At 64.9% G+C, this 15744-nt stretch carries 18 protein-coding genes; 11 read left to right on the top strand and 7 right to left on the bottom strand.

All coding sequences use genetic code 11. From position 1 onward, the window contains the following. Nucleotides 1-36 precede the first annotated feature (36 nt). The 3 genes from aroC to fabI are packed head-to-tail and all read right to left on the bottom strand — an operon-like array spanning nt 37 to nt 2554. Nucleotides 37-1122: a chorismate synthase gene (aroC, locus tag ACK4HL_RS17185; protein WP_409762853.1), complete on the bottom strand. Its 1086-nt coding sequence runs from the start codon at nt 1120-1122 to the stop codon at nt 37-39. Between the two features lie 9 nt (nt 1123-1131). Beyond that, nucleotides 1132-1737: a histidine phosphatase family protein gene (locus tag ACK4HL_RS17180; RefSeq protein WP_409762850.1), complete on the bottom strand. Its 606-nt coding sequence runs from the start codon at nt 1735-1737 to the stop codon at nt 1132-1134. After that, entirely contained in the window at nt 1730-2554 is an 825-nt protein-coding gene (gene fabI, locus ACK4HL_RS17175; RefSeq protein WP_409762847.1) for an enoyl-ACP reductase FabI, read from the bottom strand. Before fabI ends, ACK4HL_RS17180 begins: the two co-directional genes overlap by 8 nt. Nucleotides 2555-2784: 230 nt before the next feature. On the opposite strand from fabI, the gene pdxH reads away from it, so the two are divergent. From pdxH to ACK4HL_RS17125, 10 genes are all read left to right on the top strand, one after another. Next, on the top strand, nt 2785-3417 hold the full coding sequence (pdxH, locus tag ACK4HL_RS17170; RefSeq protein WP_409762844.1) for a pyridoxamine 5'-phosphate oxidase: 633 nt from the start codon (nt 2785-2787) through the stop codon (nt 3415-3417). Continuing rightward, on the top strand, nt 3414-4169 hold the full coding sequence (locus ACK4HL_RS17165) for an SDR family oxidoreductase (protein ID WP_409762841.1): 756 nt from the start codon (nt 3414-3416) through the stop codon (nt 4167-4169). The genes pdxH and ACK4HL_RS17165 overlap by 4 nt, the downstream gene beginning before the upstream one ends. Continuing rightward, nucleotides 4162-5307 (top strand): trans-sulfuration enzyme family protein, encoded by a 1146-nt coding sequence (locus ACK4HL_RS17160; protein ID WP_409762838.1) that lies wholly within the window; start codon nt 4162-4164, stop codon nt 5305-5307. Before ACK4HL_RS17165 ends, ACK4HL_RS17160 begins: the two co-directional genes overlap by 8 nt. A gap of 140 nt (nt 5308-5447) precedes the next feature. Beyond that, nucleotides 5448-5939 (top strand): YybH family protein, encoded by a 492-nt coding sequence (locus ACK4HL_RS17155; RefSeq protein ID WP_409762835.1) that lies wholly within the window; start codon nt 5448-5450, stop codon nt 5937-5939. Nucleotides 5940-6010: 71 nt separating this feature from the next. Continuing rightward, the gene (locus tag ACK4HL_RS17150) at nt 6011-6904 is read left to right on the top strand and encodes a LysR family transcriptional regulator (RefSeq protein ID WP_409762832.1); all 894 of its coding nucleotides are present in this window, start codon (nt 6011-6013) and stop codon (nt 6902-6904) included. A 123-nt stretch (nt 6905-7027) separates the two neighbouring features. Beyond that, nucleotides 7028-7864 (top strand): sugar phosphate isomerase/epimerase family protein, encoded by an 837-nt coding sequence (locus ACK4HL_RS17145; protein ID WP_409762830.1) that lies wholly within the window; start codon nt 7028-7030, stop codon nt 7862-7864. Between the two features lie 8 nt (nt 7865-7872). Next, complete coding sequence (locus ACK4HL_RS17140; protein ID WP_409762827.1) at nt 7873-8565, top strand: SDR family oxidoreductase; 693 nt, start codon at nt 7873-7875, stop codon at nt 8563-8565. Nucleotides 8566-8574: 9 nt separating this feature from the next. Then, on the top strand, nt 8575-9252 hold the full coding sequence (locus ACK4HL_RS17135; protein WP_409762824.1) for an SDR family NAD(P)-dependent oxidoreductase: 678 nt from the start codon (nt 8575-8577) through the stop codon (nt 9250-9252). A gap of 66 nt (nt 9253-9318) precedes the next feature. Then, complete coding sequence (locus ACK4HL_RS17130; protein ID WP_409762821.1) at nt 9319-9990, top strand: SDR family NAD(P)-dependent oxidoreductase; 672 nt, start codon at nt 9319-9321, stop codon at nt 9988-9990. Between the two features lie 58 nt (nt 9991-10048). Further along, nucleotides 10049-10372, top strand: coding sequence for a DUF1330 domain-containing protein (locus tag ACK4HL_RS17125; RefSeq protein ID WP_409762818.1), 324 nt, complete (start codon nt 10049-10051; stop codon nt 10370-10372). Nucleotides 10373-10400: 28 nt separating this feature from the next. Here the strand turns inward: ACK4HL_RS17125 and hemN are convergent, their stop codons facing one another. The 4 genes from hemN to gabT all read right to left on the bottom strand — a co-directional run bounded on the left by hemN (nt 10401) and on the right by gabT (nt 15264). Continuing rightward, a complete protein-coding gene (gene hemN / locus ACK4HL_RS17120; RefSeq protein WP_409762814.1) occupies nt 10401-11753 on the bottom strand; it encodes an oxygen-independent coproporphyrinogen III oxidase in 1353 nt (450 codons plus the stop codon). Nucleotides 11754-11817: 64 nt separating this feature from the next. Further along, complete coding sequence (locus ACK4HL_RS17115) at nt 11818-12438, bottom strand: pyridoxamine 5'-phosphate oxidase family protein (RefSeq protein ID WP_409762812.1); 621 nt, start codon at nt 12436-12438, stop codon at nt 11818-11820. Continuing rightward, the gene (locus tag ACK4HL_RS17110) at nt 12435-13817 is read right to left on the bottom strand and encodes an aminotransferase (protein ID WP_409762809.1); all 1383 of its coding nucleotides are present in this window, start codon (nt 13815-13817) and stop codon (nt 12435-12437) included. The genes ACK4HL_RS17115 and ACK4HL_RS17110 overlap by 4 nt, the downstream gene beginning before the upstream one ends. Nucleotides 13818-13962: 145 nt before the next feature. Then, nucleotides 13963-15264 carry a 4-aminobutyrate--2-oxoglutarate transaminase gene (gene gabT, locus ACK4HL_RS17105; protein WP_409762806.1) on the bottom strand — a complete coding sequence of 434 codons (1302 nt, stop codon included), beginning with the start codon at nt 15262-15264 and terminating at the stop codon, nt 13963-13965. A 93-nt stretch (nt 15265-15357) separates the two neighbouring features. Between gabT and ACK4HL_RS17100 the strand changes: the two genes are divergently transcribed. After that, on the top strand, nt 15358-15744 hold a 387-nt coding region (locus ACK4HL_RS17100; RefSeq protein WP_409762803.1), incomplete at its 3' end, for an amidase family protein.

Here is a 15744-nt window from a genome sequence, read left to right as displayed (position 1 = left end):
GACACGTGCCTGCTGCTGATTGACATCGTGAATCTGTTATCCCACCTGGCCCCGGTGCCGGAGGAAATGATCGGCGAGAACGATCGCCATCATCGCCTCGCCAACGGGAACCGCCCGGATGCCGACGCAGGGGTCGTGGCGGCCCTTCGTCATCACGTCCGTCTCCTCGCCCGACGAGGTGATGCTCTTGCGTGTACTGAGGATCGAGGATGTGGGCTTGACCGCGAAGCGCACCACCACGTCCTGGCCCGTGGAGATGCCGCCCAGGATCCCGCCCGCGTGGTTCGACAGGAATTCCGGCCTGCCGTGGCGCATGCGGATCTCGTCGGCGTTCTGTTCGCCCGAGAACGTTGCGGATTCGAAGCCTGCCCCGATCTCCACGCCCTTCACCGCATTGATGCTCATCATGGCGGCGGCGAGGTCCTGGTCGAGCTTGCCGTAGACGGGCGCTCCCCAGCCGGCGGGGACGCCGCTCGCCGTGACCTCGATGATGGCGCCAATGGAAGAGCCGGACTTCCGCACGCTGTCCAGATACTCGGCATAGAATTTCGCGGCCGCGGCATCCGGCGTGAAGAAGGGATTGCGGTCCACCTCCGTCCAGTCCCAGTTGGTGCGGTCGATCCGGTGCGGGCCCATCTGGATCAGGGCGCCGCGGATCGTCACATGCGGGATGATCTTGCGGGCGAGGGCGCCGGCAGCCACGCGGGCCGCCGTCTCGCGCGCCGAAGAGCGCCCGCCGCCGCGGTAGTCGCGAACGCCGTATTTCGCCTGATAGGTGTAGTCGGCGTGGCCCGGCCGGTACTTGTCGCGGATCTCGGCATAATCCTTGGAGCGCTGGTCGAGATTCTCGATCATCAGCATGATGGGGGTGCCGGTCGTCACCGGGCCGCCGGTGCGCTCGTCCGCGAAAACGCCGGAGAGGATCTTCACCTGGTCGGGTTCCTGGCGTTGCGTGGTGAAGCGCGATTGGCCGGGACGGCGCTTGTCGAGGAAGGACTGGATGTCTTCGGCGGTGAGCGGAATGCCGGGCGGGCAGCCGTCCACGATGCAGCCGATGGCGGGGCCGTGGCTTTCACCGAAGGTCGTGACGCGGAACAGGTGGCCGAAGGTGTTGTGCGACATGTGGCTTAACTAAGCCGCATCGGCCTTCGCGTCAAACCACTCCGCCCTGCCGGGCTCGAGCCTGCAATAGTAGCCCTGGTGCATGGTGAGTTCCACCAGCTCGCGGTGCGGCAGGCCCGCGATCCCGGCAACGAGGCAGCGGCCGATGGCGCCATGGGCCACCACCACCGTCGGGCGGTCGAGGGTGCCGAGCCAGTCTTCGATGCGGGCCTGGCCGTCCTCGTAGCTCTCCCCGCGCTCGGGCCGCCAGAAATAGCGGTCCTCCGGGTGGGCGGGATACACGGGAGAAGACTTCAGTTCCCAGAAGGGCTTGCCCTCCCACACGCCGAAGCCCAGTTCCTTGACGGCGGGATCGACGGCAATGTGCCGCGGGGCGACGTCGAGCGCCTCGGCGATATGCGCCATGGTCTGTCGGGCGCGCAGCAGCGGGCTCACCACGAAAGCGCAATCGCCGGAGAATTCCGGGCTCGCCCGCAGCGCCTGTGCCACGGCGCGCGCCTGGATGTGGCCCCGGGCGTTGAGCGGCGTATCCGTCCAGCCCTGGATCAGGCCCTGGACATTCCAGTCCGTCTCGCCGTGGCGGACGAAGCAGATGGGCGGCCGCGACTTACTCACCGTTGCCGTTCACCGTGATGTCCGGCGCGTCCGGATTCTTCATGCCGACGATATGGTAGCCCGCATCGACATGGAGGATTTCGCCGGTGACGCCGCGGCCCAGGTCCGACAGGAGATAGAGGCCCGAATCGCCCACCTCGTCGATGGTCACGGTGCGGCGCAGCGGCGAATTGTATTCGTTCCAGCGCAGGATGTAGCGGAAGTCGCCGATGCCGGAGGCGGCGAGCGTCTTGATGGGCCCCGCCGAGATGGCGTTGACGCGGATCGCCTTGGGGCCTAGGTCGGCAGCCATGTAGCGCACGGACGCTTCGAGGCCCGCCTTGGCGACACCCATCACGTTGTAATGCGGCATCCACTTCTCGGCGCCGTAATAGGTGAGTGTCAGGAGCGAGCCGCCGTTGCTCATCAGCTTCTCGGCGCGCTGGGCAACCGCCGTGAAGGAGTAGACGCTGATGAACATGGTCTTGGTGAAGTTGTCCGGCGTCGTGTCGACGTAGCGGCCGGTGAGCTCGTCCTTGTCGGAGAAGGCAATGGCGTGAACGAGGAAGTCGAGCGAACCCCACTGCTTCGCAATGGTTTCGAAGGTCGCGTCCACCGAGGCCATGTCGGTGACGTCGCAGGGCACCACGATGTTCGAACCGGCCTCGGTGGCAAGCGGCTCCACCCGCTTTCGCAGCGCATCGCCCTGATAGGTGAAGGCGAGTTCGGCGCCATGCGCCGCGCAGGACCTGGCGATGCCCCAGGCAATGGACCGGTTGTTGGCGACCCCCATGATGAGGCCGCGCTTGCCCGCCATTAAACCTTTGAAATCGCTCATCATTGCCCGCCCGAGAAAGAAGCAGCCGGGTGGTTCCCGGCGGCGGGTTAATTGACACAAGTCGGTTGAGAGGTCCACAGGAAAGAAAACGGCCAAGGCGGTGATGGGCGAACCTCAAGCACGGCATGGCCGCTGGTCTGCCCCGGAGGTTGATCCGTAGTCGGGACGGGTGGCATAAGCATCTCCGGCTTCACCGAGGACCGGGGTTTCAACACCCGGGAGAACTGCACATGACACTGAGCGACATCTCGAAACTCACCGCTTCGGTGGGCTTCACCGAACGCAACGACCCGTTCAACCTGTTCGGGGAGTGGCTGAGGGAGGCGGAATCTTCCGAGCCGAACGATCCCAATGCCATGGCGCTGGCGACGGTGGACGAAGAGGGCCTGCCCAATGTGCGCATGGTGCTGCTCAAGGGCTATGACGAGCGCGGCTTCGTGTTCTACACCAATTTCGAGAGCCAGAAGGGACAGGAGATCCTTGGCACGATGAAGGCGGCGATCTGCTTCCACTGGAAGTCGCTGCGCCGGCAGGTTCGGGTGCGGGGCATCGTCGAGGAGGTTTCGAAGGAGGAGGCGGATCAGTATTTCGCCTCGCGCCCGCGCGACAGCCGCATCGGCGCGTGGGCCTCGCAACAGTCGCGCCCCCTCGAGAGCCGCTTCGCGCTCGAAACCGCGGTGGCGCTCACCACCGCGAAATACGCGATCGGCGAGGTGCCGCGGCCCAGCTACTGGTCGGGCTTCCGCATCAGGCCGCTCGCGATGGAATTCTGGCATGACCGGCCCTTCCGGCTCCACGACCGCGTCGTCTTCCGGCGGCCGGATGTGGCGGGCGGCTGGACCAAGGCGAGGCTCTACCCATGACCGCGACCCCCGAGGCCGACAGAAAGACCCTCATCCTCACCGGCGCCTCGCGCGGCATCGGCCATGCAACGGTGAAGCGCTTCTCCACCGCCGGGTGGCGCGTCATCACCTGCTCGCGCCAGCCCTTTCCGGAGGACTGCCCGTGGGATGCGGGGCCGGAGGATCACATCGTGCTCGATCTCGCCTCCTCGACCGACACCCACGCCGCCATCGCCCAGATGAAAGAGAGGCTGAAGGCGCAGGGCTCGAAGCTCCACGCGCTGGTCAACAACGCCGCGATCAGCCCGAAGAAGCCGGGTGGCGGAAGGCTCAACAGCATCGAGACCTCGGAGGAGGACTGGAAGACGGTGTTCCAGATCAATTTCTTCGCACCCATCATGCTGGCGCGCGGGTTGATGGACGAGCTGGTGGCGGCGAAAGGGGCTGTGGTGAACGTCACCTCGATCGCGGGCTCGCGCGTTCACCCCTTCGCGGGCGCCGCCTATTCCACCTCCAAGGCGGCGCTGGCGGCGCTGACGCGGGAGATGGCGGCGGATTTCGGCCCATACGAGGTGCGCGTCAACGCCATCTCGCCCGGCGAGATCGAAACCTCGATCCTCTCTCCGGGCACCGAGAAGCTCGTGGCGCAGATCCCGCAGAGGAGGCTCGGCCAGCCTGAGGAGGTGGCCAGGGCCATCTATTTCCTGTGCACGGATTCCTCGAGCTACGTGAACGGCGCCGAGCTCCACATCAATGGCGGGCAGCATGTCTGAGCAGGGCCTGCGGCCCGAGACGATCGCGGCCCATGCCCTGCGCGCCGTCGACGAGACGACGGGCGCGGTGGTGCCGCCGATCCACACCTCCTCCACCTATGCGCGGGACGGGAACTACATTCCGAAGCTTCGCGAGAATTACGTCCGGAACGGCAATCCCACCCTGTGGCAGGCGGAGGAGGCGATCGCCGCCCTCGAGTGCGGAAGCTCCGCACTTCTCTTCGCCTCCGGCATGGCGGCGATCACAACGCTTCTCGAAACCGTGCCGGCAGGGGCGCATGTGGTGGCGCCGGACGTCATGTATTACGGCACGCGGGACTGGCTGAAGCGGCTCGAGGCGCTCGGGCGCATCCGTCTCAGCCTGTTCGAACCCTCGCGGCCCGGAGCGCTGGAGGCGGCGGTGCGGGCAGGAGGGACCGACCTCGTCTGGATCGAGACGCCGCTCAACCCTACTTGGGACGTGATCGACATCGCGGCGGCGGCCCGCACGGCGCATGAGGCGGGCGCGATCCTCGCCGTCGACGCCACGGCAACCGGAGCCGTTACGACGCAGCCGCTGAAGCTCGGCGCCGACATCGTCTTCCATTCGGCGACGAAGTATCTGAACGGCCATTCGGACGTGCTCGCCGGTGTGCTGGTGACGCGCGAGCAGACCGGGCGCTGGAGGGACATCGCGATGCTGCGCACCAAGATCGGCGCACCGCTCGCACCGCTCGAATGCTTCCTGCTGATGCGTGGCATGCGCACGCTGTTCCTGCGCTACCGGCAGGCCTCCGCCAATGCGCTCACGATCGCGCGGCATTTCGAACATCACCCGAAGCTCGAGCGCGTGCTCTATCCGGGGCTCGCCTCGCATCCCGGGCATGCAATCGCTGTTCGTCAGATGACGGACGGTTTCGGCGGCATGATGTCGTTCCTCGTGAAGGGCGGCTTCGAGGATGCGAAGCGGGTCTGCACCAGGCTCAAGGTAATCGTGCCAGCCACGTCGCTGGGCGGCGTGGAGAGTCTTGCCGAGCACCGCAAGACGGTGGAAGGGCCGGCGAGCCCGGTGCCCGACAACCTCGTCCGGATTTCCGTGGGAATCGAGCACGTGGACGACCTGATCGCCGATCTCGCACAGGCGCTCGCGGGGCTCTGAATATCGGCCGGAGGGGTGCCGGTCTCCGGCATCCTTGAATTCATGCATGTTTCTGCTAGTGTGACGAAGTCCCTTTCCTTCGTTTTCAGCTTTGCGCCTTTCCGGTTCGTGCCCGCGTCTCAGCGGACATGACGGAAGTCATGAGTCTCAACAAGGAGGAGGTGCTTACCATGGACGGCATCCGCAGGATCCTTCTCGTGCTTTCATTCATCCTCGCCTGGCCATTGGCGTCTCTTGCCAACGGGGACGAGGATGTCCGCGCCGCCATCGAAGCGGTCAATGCGGAGTTCTCGGCAGCCTTCAACCGGGGCGACACGGCAGCGGTTGCAGCACTCTACACGGAGGACGGCATGCTTCTTCCGCCGGGCGAAGCAGTCGTGAGCGGGCGGAGCGGCATCGCCGCCTATTGGAAGGCCGGTGCCGACATGGGCCTTTCGAACCTCCAGCTCCGCGCGACGGAAGTGGAGTCGCACGGCCCGATGGCCTTCGAGAGCGGCGAGGCCAGCTTCGACGTGAAAGCCTCCGACGGCAACAAGACGACGGCCAAGGTGAAGTATCTCGTCGTCTGGAAAAACGTCGATGGTGCATGGAAGCTGCATCGCGACATGTGGAATGACCCGGCCAAGCAGTAACACGCGAAACTCGTGATAGCTGCTCGCGTGGTCGTCGGTTGCGCGGGCCTCCCGGCGGTGGTGCTCGACGCATGACACCGGCCAGGGCGCCAGACTGGAACGACCTGCAAATCCTCCTGGCGGTGCTCCGCGCCGGAAGCCTGACGCGTGCTGCCGCGGAGTCCGGCATCAGCCAGCCGACCATCGGCCGTCGCATCAGGGCACTTGAGGCCCGGATAAAGGCTCCCCTGTTCTTCCGGCTGTCGTCAGGAGTGGAGGCGACTCCGCTTGCGCTTCGCATCGGCAAGCTTCTCGATCCCGTCAGCGCTTCAATAGCGGAGGTCACTCAACTGACGGAGCGGGAGGCGGAGGGCTCAAGAGTGATCAGGCTGACCACCACGACGACCCTCTCCATGCTTCTCGCTGAAAACCTGCGCAGGCTCACACCGTCTTGCCCCGGCTTTGCCCTCGACATCCAGGCCTCTCGCGACAGGGCTGACTTCCTGCGGAAGGAAAGCGACATGGCTCTCCGCCTTCGCCGCCCGCCCGAGAATGGCCCCGTCAAGGGCAGAAAGCTCGGTGTGCTTGGCTTCGCCGTTTACGGTTCGAAGCGGAGCAGTTCCCGCAAGTCGGTTCAAGAGCCGCTTCAATGCATCGGCCTCAGCGACAATCGCCCGCCGCCTCAAAGGCAGTGGTTCGACAACTTCGCTGCCGAGCGAGGCGCTGTCATCACGGCGCGGCTCGGCGAGGTCTATCTGCGCCTTGCAGCCGTCAGGGAGGGTTTGGGCCTGTCGCTTCTGCCTTGCATCCTCGGTGATCGCGAACCAGCCCTCGTCCGGGTGACGCCGCCCATCGCCGAACTGGCGGAGGACATCTATCTCCTCGTCCATGACGATATCGGGCGGCTGCCGGTGGCGCGAGACATTGCGGCAAACCTGGCAAAGTTCATCGCGGAAAACCGCAAGCCTCTATCCGGTGAAGACTGAGCCCAACCGGCAGTTCACTTTCGAACAAGCCCCATTCAGCCTTGCATGTCCCGCTCCCGCATCGGCACAATCGGTTATACTTGGCCACGATCCAGCATGGACGCCGGATCGGAGGGGGATGCAATGTTGGGCATAAACCTGCTTCTCTGGACTGCGGAACCGCAGCAGGCACATCGGCCGCTCCTGGAATCGCTGAAGAACATGGGATACGAGCTGGTCGAAATCCCGGCATTCCACGGCGAGCCCGAAAAATGCGCTGCCCTTGCTCCAATTCTCGACGAGCTCGGATTGGCCCGGACATTGCTCTCCGCACGCGGTGCCGACGACAATCCCGTTTCCCCCGATCCAACGATAAGGCGGGCGGCAATCGAAAACGGCAAGCGATCCGTCGATTGCGCTCTTGCGCTCGGCGCGAGGAAGGTGGTCGGCCCGATCCATTCGGGTTTCGGCGTCCATAGTGGTGCTGGTCCTACGCAGGCCGAATGGGAGCGTTCGGTTGAGGTCACGGGAGAGGTTGCCGCTTATGCGAAGCGGCATGGCGTATCCCTCTCGCTCGAATTCCTGAACCGTTTCGAGTGTTACCTGCTGAACACGACTGCCGATACCGCTCGCTTCGTCAAGGACGTGGGGGCCGGCAATGTCGGCATACTCTTCGACACTCACCATGCCAACATCGAGGACGAGGGCTTCGAGGCGACGCTGGCGAGATACGGCGGGCTGGTGAATCACGTCCATATCTCGGAGAGCCACCGAGGCTCCCTGGGGACCGGAATGGTCAACTGGCCGGCGGCGTTCGGCGCCCTGAAGAAGCTTGGATATGAAGGCGACCTCGTTGTCGAGGCCTTCGGCACGGCGGTCCAGGAACTCATCCCGCTGGTCAAGGTGTGGCGCAAGGCCTACGACACCGAGGATGCCCTCGCACGAAAGGCATTCGAGTTCGTCAGCCGGAATCTGCATTGAGGCGGGCCGTGACAGCTCCGGCGGTTGCCGGCCCCAGCCTGAAGGGCAAGCGCGCCATCGTCACCCAGGCCAACGACTTCATGGGACCTGCCCTTGTCGAGCGCCTCTCGGCGCACGGCGCAGTCGTATTCAGTGACGACCGCGACCTGCGTGATCCATCGGCCGCAGATGCCCTGATCGACGAGGCCGGGCACGTGGACGTCCTCGTCGCCAACCTCATGCTCCGGAATCCCCGCTCTTCCGTGACCGACACGACGGACGAACAGTGGAAGGCTCTGTTCGAGGCCATGGTTCACCCGCTCCATAGCCTGGTGCGTGCCGTGCTTCCCCAGATGATTGCCCGGCGCTCCGGCAAGATCGTCGTGATGGGAAGCGCCAATGCGCTCCGCGGCTCCGCCCCACGTGCGGCATACTCGGCGGCACGCGGTGCGCAGATCGCCTACGTGAAATCGGCCGGCGTCGAAGCCGCCCCGCACAACGTGCAGATCAATGCGATTGCCCAGAACTTCGTCTCCAATCCCACCTCCTATCCACGGGAGGAAACAACGAGACCGGAGTTCACGAAACGCCTCGAGGAGGTGCCGGTGGGGCGGCTCGCGGAAGGATGGGAGAGTGCTGCGCTCGCTGTCTTCCTGGCCGGACCCCGCAGCGATTTCTTCGTTGGCCAAGTATTTCCCCTGGCGGGCGGCTGGGTGGCCTAGGAGAGCGCGATGGGAGGATACCTCAGCGGACGGCGCGCAGTGGTGACAGAGGCCGACGACTTCATGGGCCCCGCCATCGCGCAGCTGTTCCGAGAAGAGGGAGCAGTCGTTGTCGAAGACCGGCGGGACCTGTCCGAGCCCGCTGAGGCCGAGAAGGCGATCCGTGCTGCCGGCCACGTCGATGTCCTCATCATCAATCTGTCCATTCCCAATCCGCGCGCCCTGGCGCACGAGACCAGCGACGAGCAATGGGATGCGGTCTACAGGAAGATCGTGCATCCCACGCATCGGCTCGTCCGCGCCGTCCTTCCTCAGATGATCGAGAGGCAATCGGGAAAGATCGTGGTCATCGGCAGTGCTTCGGCGCTGCGCGGAACTCCCAACCGCAGTTGCTACGGATCGGCTCGCGGAGCCCAACATGCCTATGTCCGCAATGTCGGGATCGAGGTTGCCCCCTGCAATGTTCAGGTGAATGCGACGGGTCAGATCTATGTGGAGAATCCCACCTATTTTCCTCCCGAGCGGCTGAGCAGCGAGAGACTGGCCGAGGAACTTAAGGCTGTGCCGGCCGGCCGGGTAGCGACCGGCCGCGAAGCCGCCGAATTCGTTCTGTTTCTCTCGGGCCCGGAAAGCGACTTCATCTCCGGGCAGGTCTTCGCATACTCAGGTGGCTGGGTTCACGCCTAGCGTGATCGAGCCAGCCTTGCAGTGCATTCTCTCGAGCCCAGACGGGAGCACAAGAGGAGACGCATAATGCCCGGCCGCATCCAGGGTAAGCAGGTCTTCATCAGCAGGGCACATGAATTCATGGGGCCTGCCATCCGGGAACTCTTTGCCGAAGAGGGCGGCGTGATCAAGGCGGACGAGCGCGACCTCACGCCAGAACACGCTGCCGCGGAAGCTATCCGCGAAGCCGGAGAGGTCGACATTCTCATCGTCAATCTGATTGCACCTGATCCACGCATCATCCTTGAACCGGATACCACCGAAGACCTCTGGCAAGTGATGTTCGATACGATGGTTCATCCGATGTACCGTCTCTGCCATGCGGTTCTGCCGCAAATGCGCTCTCGCGGCTCAGGCAAGATCGTGGTCATGGGCAGCGCGAATGCCATCCGCGGTACCAACAACCGTTCGGCCTACAGCGCTGCCCGCGGTGCGCAAGTGTCCTATGTCAGAAGTCTCGGTATCGAACTGGCGCCGCTCAATGTGCACGTGAACCTCATGGCTCAGTTCCTCGTGGAGAACCCCACATCGGTTCCCCAGGGCAAGCTCGCGGACCTTACGCAGCGTCTCCCGGAGATTCCGCTTGGCCGCATGGCGAAGGGAAGGGAGAGCGCCTTGCTGGCGCTGTACCTCGCCAGCAACGAGAGCGACTTTCTCGTGGGCCAGATCCTACCCTTCGCAGGGGGCTGGACAGCATGAAGACGTGAACTTCAATGCACACCCATCGCGTTTCACCGCATCGAACGGGAGCAATGCAATGACGGTCTATCTGATTGCCCATGTCCGGGTCACGGACGACAGCTGGATTCCGGCCTACGCCGAGCGCGTTCACGAGATCGTTCACCGGCATGGCGGAAGATATCTCGCCCGCAGCGCCAACATCACCGCAATCGAAGGTGAGCGCCCCGATTCGACGGTCATCGGAATCCTCGCGTTCCCTTCGGCCGCGGAGGTAAGGACCTTCATCGAAGACCCGGACTATGCTGCCTTCGCTTCCGCGCGGCGCGCCGGCTCAGTCAGCCAGTTCTACGTCGTTGATGATACCGACGTTGCCGGAACGGTGCCCTATCTGCTGAGCTGAATGCCCGAGCGGGCTTGCCCCTTGGGTCTCACACGGCCTTGGCGTGGCGGTTGGGGGCGGAGACGAAATGCGCGTCGAAGGCGGAGGCGACGGTGCGCAGGAAGAGCCGGTGCTTCGCGGGCACGCTGATGCGGGTTCCGGAGACCTCGGCGATGCCCGCCGCCACCGCGGGCGCGAGCTTCTGCGCGGCGTCCTCGAAGACCGAGGCCGGGAAGCCGTGGCGGTGGGCGATCGCCGCCGGGTCGACCGCCAGATCGCACATCAGGCGCTCGATGACATCGGCGCGCATGCGGTCTTCCGGCGTCGTGGCGAGGCCGCGCGTCACCGGGCTCTCGTTGCGGTCGATCTTCTGCGACCATTCGAGCGTGTCGCGCGCCGACTGCACGAAGCCTTGCGGGAATTCCCCGATCGCAGAGGCGCCGAAGGCGAGCAGCGCGTCGGAGACGTCCGTGGTGTAGCCCTGGAAATTGCGGCGCAGCGTGCCGTTCGCCGCGGCCTTCGACAACTCGTCATGTCCGAGCGCGAAGTGGTCGAGGCCGATCGCAGCATAGCCGTGTGCGGCGAGTTCCCGCTCGATGGTGGTGGCCTGGGCATAGCGCGCGGTGATGCCGGGTAGCTCGGCATCGCTGATCATCTTCTGGTGCTTCTTGAACCACGGCACGTGGGCATAGCCGAAGACCGAGATGCGGTCTGGCTTCAGCCCGGCGGCCTGCTGCGCGGTCCTCGCCACGCTCTCCACCGTCTGGGCGGGGAGGCCGTACATCAGGTCGAAGTTCACCGAGGAGAAACCCGCCTCGCGCAGGAAGTCGTTCGCGGCCGCCACCAGCCCATAGGTCTGCAGGCGGTTGATCTTCATCTGCACCGGCGTCGCGAAATCCTGCACGCCGAAGCTGATGCGGTTGAATCCCATGCCCGCGAGCACGCGCGCGCGCTCCCGTGTCAGCGTGCGCGGGTCCGATTCGAGCGCCATCTCGCCGCCGGAGGCGAGACCGAAGCCCTTGTCCACAGCCTCGACGATCTCGGCGATGTGGAGATCGTCCAGATAAGTGGGCGTGCCGCCGCCGAAGTGAAGATGCGCGACCTTGCCCTTCCTTCCATTGAATCGCCCGGCACTGCGCCTGATGTCGCGGACGAGGTATTCGACGTAGCGCGCCGCGCGGTCATAGGAGTTGGGAACCGAGGTGTGGCAGCCGCAGTACCAGCAGAGCTGGCGGCAGAAGGGAATGTGAACATAGACCGAGAGCGTGGCCTCCGGATCGAGTGCGGCGAGCCACTGATCGGCCGTCGGGCCCTTGAAATCGGGCTGGAACTGGACGGCCGTGGGGTAGCTCGTGTACCGCGGCACGTCCTGCATGGCGAAGGGGAGAAGCTTGGTGTCCATGGGCGGACACTAGGGGTTGCGATTCCCCCACTCATTGACCTCGATCAAGCTCTCCGGCGTTTCCTCAGTAGAGGCCGGTGCGGTAGTCGACCTCCACCTCGGCATCGGCCCGGGCAGCCTCGCGCTCGTCCACGCCGGTGTCGCAAGCCTGCTCCATGATGATGCGCGCGATCGAGGGCATCTGCCGCCTGTCCTGGCGGTAATCCGGCTCCCACAGCTTCGAGCGCTTCAGGGCCTTGGCGCAATGGAGGAAGACCTCCTCCACGCCGACGAGGATGCCCAGCCTTGGCGGTTTCCCGTTCACCGTGCAGGGCCTGAGGAGTTCCGCGTCATCCGTGATGCTGGCCTTGCCGTTGAGCCGCAGCGTATCCTCGAAGCCGGGGACGAAGAACAGGCAGCCCACGTTGGGATTGGCCATGATGTTCGCCATCGTGTCGAGCCGGTTGTTGCCGGGCCTGTCCGGGATCAGGATGGTGCGGTCGTCCACGATACGAACGAAGCCCGGCGGATCGCCGCGCGGGCTCAAGTCAGCCCTGCCTTGGGCATCCGCCGTCGAGATCACCAGGAAGGGCGAGAGGCCGATGAACTGCCGCGAATAACGGTCGAGCGCCGGCCTCGCCTTGGCGATGGCGAGGGGGTGAACCTCGCCGAACCTCGAGCGAAGCTCCTCCTCGCTGCCGATCATGCCGCCCTCGCGTTTTCCTTGCGCGCCCAAGCCTCCATGGCGTCGAGGCCCTTCTCGAAGAGGTCGAACATCTCGTGGATCTCGTCTGTCGTGATGACGAGCGGCGGACAGAGCGCGATCGAATCCTGGATGTTGCGCACGATGAGGCCAAGTTCCTGCATGGCGTTCACGGTGTTGGCGCCCACCATCTTCTTCGGGTCGAAGGGCCGCTTCGTGGCCTTGTCGGCGACGAGCTCGACGGCACCGATCAGGCCCATGCCACGGGCCTCGCCCACCAGCGGGTGGTCGGCGAGCTTCTTCAGGCGCGACTGGAAGAGCGGGCTCATCTTCGCAGCGTGCTCCATCACCTTTTCGCGCTCGTAGATCTCGATCGTCTTCAGCGAGATGGCGCAGCCAACCGGGTGGGCGGTATAGGTGTAGCCATGGCCGAAGGTGCCGAGCTTGCGGCTCTCGTCGAGCATGGCCTGGTACAGGTCTTCCTCGATGGTCAGGGCAGAAAGCGGGAAATAGGCGGAGGTGATGGCCTTGGCCATGGAGATCGAGTGCGGCGTCATGCCGAGGGTGGTGGTGCCGAACCAGTTGCCGGTGCGCCCGAAACCGCAGATCACCTCGTCGGCGATAAAGCGGATGTCGTACTTGGCAAGAATTGCGTTCACCTTTTCCCAATAGCCGGTGGGCGGAACAAGCACGCCGCCCGCCCCCATGATGGGCTCGCCGATGAAGGCGGCGATGGTGTCCGGCCCCTCGCGGATGATGAGTTCCTCGAGATCCTGCGCCATCCTCTGTGCGAACTGCTCCTCCGTCTCGCCCTCCGCGCCGAAGCGGTAGTAGTGCGGGCAGGAGGTGTGCAGGATGTTGGCGATCGGCAGGTCGAAGTCGTTGTGCACCCAGGGGAGGCCGGTCAGCGAGGCGGAGGCGATGGTGACGCCGTGATAGGCGCGCACGCGGCTGATGATCTTCTTCTTCTGCCGCTTGCCGCGGGCGTTGTTGTAGTACCAGGACAGCTTGATCTGCATGTCGTTGGCCTCGGAGCCCGAGGAACCGAACAGAACCTTCGAGGCGGGACAGGGGGCGATTTCCTTGAGCTTCTCCGAGAGCTCGATGACGCCGTCATGCGACTTGCCGCTGAAGGCATGGGTGAAGGACACCTTGCGCAGTGCCTCCGCACCCGCTTCGGCGATCTCCTGGTTGCCGTAGCCCAGTGCGGTGCACCACAGACCCGCCATGCCCTCGATGTAGCGCTTGCCCTGGTCGTCATAGAGGTAGATGCCGCGGCCCTCGTTGAGGATGAGAGGCCCCGTCTCGCGGTGGCGGGCGAGATTGGTATAGGGGTGGATCACCGTCTCGATGTCGCGGACGGCCATGTTGGACAAGGGCATTCTGATTTCCTCCTGCAGGCGGGGAACTATATCAGCGGATCGGCTGATGGGAACAGCCAGGTTGGCTTGCGGAGAGAGGCCCTCATCCGCCCTTCGGGCACCTTCTCCCATTGCCATGCAACGGGAGAAGGAATTAGCCGGCGTATCAATTGCCGAGGATGGCGCTCTCGAGGATGTCGAGGCCTTCCTTCAGCACCATCTCGGAGGCGGTGAGCGGGGTCAGCATGCGCACCGTGTCGGCATAGACGCCGCAGGTGAGGATGAGGAGGCCCCGCTCGAGGCACTTTGCGGCCAGCGCCTTCGCACCCGCCGCATCCGGCTCGTTGCCGCCATGCTGGGTGACGAGCTCGAAGGCGCACATGGCGCCGAGGCCGCGGATATCGCCGATGGGCATGCCCTTGCCCTTGGCCTTGATGGACTTCATGCGCTCCATGATCATCGTGCCCTGCTTCTCGGCCTTCTCCAGCAGGTTCTCCTGCTCGAAGGCGTCGAAGACGCCCAAGGCGGCGGCACAGGCGATGGGGTTACCGGCATAGGTGCCGCCGATGCCGCCCGGGTCGGGTGCGTCCATGATCTTGGCGCGACCGACCACGCCGGCGAGCGGGAAGCCGCCGGCGAGCGACTTCGCCACCGTGACGAGGTCCGGCTCGACGCCATAATGCTCCATGGCGAAGAACTTGCCGGTGCGGCCGAAACCCGACTGGATCTCGTCGGCGATCAGGAGAATTCCGTGCTCGTCGCAGAGCTTGCGGAGCTTCACCATCAGCTCCTTCGGCGCCACGTAGAAGCCGCCCTCGCCCTGCACGGGCTCGATGATGATGGCGGCAACACGCGCCGGCTCGACATCGGCCTTGAACAGCCACTCGATGGCATGGATCGAATCCTCGACCGTCACACCCTTGTGCGCGACGGGGAAGGGCACGTGCCACATGCCGGGCGCCATCGGCCCGAACTTGGCCTTGTAGGGGACGACCTTGCCGGTGAGCGACATGCCGAGCAACGTGCGGCCATGGAAGCCACCCTGGAAGGCGATGACGTCGGAGCGGCCGGTGTAGGCGCGGGCGAACTTGACGGCGTTCTCGACCGCCTCGGCGCCGGTCGTCACGAGGGCGGTCTTCTTCTCGCCCGAGATCGGAGCCACGGCGTTGAGCTTCTCGCACACCTCGATGAAGGGAGCATAGGGCATCACCATGGCGCAGGTGTGGGTGAAGGCCTCGAGCTGCTCATAGACGCGCTTCATCACCAGCGGGTGGCGGTGGCCGGTGTTGACCACCGCGATGCCGCCGCCGAAGTCGATGTAGCGGTTGCCCTCGACGTCCCAGATCTCGGAGTTCTCGGCGCGTGCCGCGATGACCGGTGCGCCCGCGCTGATGCCGCGGGACACGGCCTTGGCACGGCGTTCCACCCACTGCTTGTTCATGCCAGGGGCTGCGACCGGTGCGTTCATGATGTTCTCCTTGCGAATGTCTGGCCGGCTTTTACGCCCGTTGACGGGGCGGCGGCAAACGGATTTCAATCATGGCTTTCGAGGGGAGATTGCATGACCGACCTGATCCGCATGGCCGCAACGGAGATCGTCGAGAAGCTGAAGGCCGGCGCGATCACGCCGCTCGACTGCCTCGACGCGCTTGAAAGGAGGGTCGGGGAGGTGGACGGGGCGGTCAACGCGCTGCCGACGCTCTGCTTCGAGCGGGCGCGCCAGCATGCGCGAAGGCTCATGGCGCGGCCCGCGGCGGAGCGTGGGACGCTGGCGGGGCTGCCGGTGCCGATCAAGGACCTCGTCAATGTCGCAGGCGTGCGCTCGACGCAGGGCTCGCCCATCTACCGCGACCACGTTGCCGAAACCTCGGACCTTCTCGTCACCCATCTCGAGGGCCGCGGCGGCATCGTCTATGCCATGTCCAACACCCCGGAATTCAAAACAAAC

The organism is Aestuariivirga sp. (assembly GCF_046294715.1).
Classification (GTDB): domain Bacteria; phylum Pseudomonadota; class Alphaproteobacteria; order Rhizobiales; family Aestuariivirgaceae; genus Aestuariivirga.
Note: the sequence above shows the minus strand (reverse complement) of the source record. Positions and strands in the feature narration are given on the sequence as shown.

Coding starts and splice junctions, on each gene's coding strand:
- fabI (WP_409762847.1), bottom strand. CDS start 2,554: ATGAGCGATTTCAAAGGTTTAATGGCGGGCAAGCGCGGCCTCATCATG.
- ACK4HL_RS17130 (WP_409762821.1), top strand. CDS start 9,319: ATGCCCGGCCGCATCCAGGGTAAGCAGGTCTTCATCAGCAGGGCACAT.
- ACK4HL_RS17165 (WP_409762841.1), top strand. CDS start 3,414: ATGACCGCGACCCCCGAGGCCGACAGAAAGACCCTCATCCTCACCGGC.
- ACK4HL_RS17145 (WP_409762830.1), top strand. CDS start 7,028: ATGTTGGGCATAAACCTGCTTCTCTGGACTGCGGAACCGCAGCAGGCA.
- ACK4HL_RS17125 (WP_409762818.1), top strand. CDS start 10,049: ATGACGGTCTATCTGATTGCCCATGTCCGGGTCACGGACGACAGCTGG.
- ACK4HL_RS17110 (WP_409762809.1), bottom strand. CDS start 13,817: ATGCCCTTGTCCAACATGGCCGTCCGCGACATCGAGACGGTGATCCAC.
- aroC (WP_409762853.1), bottom strand. CDS start 1,122: ATGTCGCACAACACCTTCGGCCACCTGTTCCGCGTCACGACCTTCGGT.
- ACK4HL_RS17135 (WP_409762824.1), top strand. CDS start 8,575: ATGGGAGGATACCTCAGCGGACGGCGCGCAGTGGTGACAGAGGCCGAC.
- ACK4HL_RS17160 (WP_409762838.1), top strand. CDS start 4,162: ATGTCTGAGCAGGGCCTGCGGCCCGAGACGATCGCGGCCCATGCCCTG.
- gabT (WP_409762806.1), bottom strand. CDS start 15,264: ATGAACGCACCGGTCGCAGCCCCTGGCATGAACAAGCAGTGGGTGGAA.
- hemN (WP_409762814.1), bottom strand. CDS start 11,753: ATGGACACCAAGCTTCTCCCCTTCGCCATGCAGGACGTGCCGCGGTAC.
- pdxH (WP_409762844.1), top strand. CDS start 2,785: ATGACACTGAGCGACATCTCGAAACTCACCGCTTCGGTGGGCTTCACC.
- ACK4HL_RS17150 (WP_409762832.1), top strand. CDS start 6,011: ATGACACCGGCCAGGGCGCCAGACTGGAACGACCTGCAAATCCTCCTG.
- ACK4HL_RS17155 (WP_409762835.1), top strand. CDS start 5,448: ATGAGTCTCAACAAGGAGGAGGTGCTTACCATGGACGGCATCCGCAGG.
- ACK4HL_RS17115 (WP_409762812.1), bottom strand. CDS start 12,438: ATGATCGGCAGCGAGGAGGAGCTTCGCTCGAGGTTCGGCGAGGTTCAC.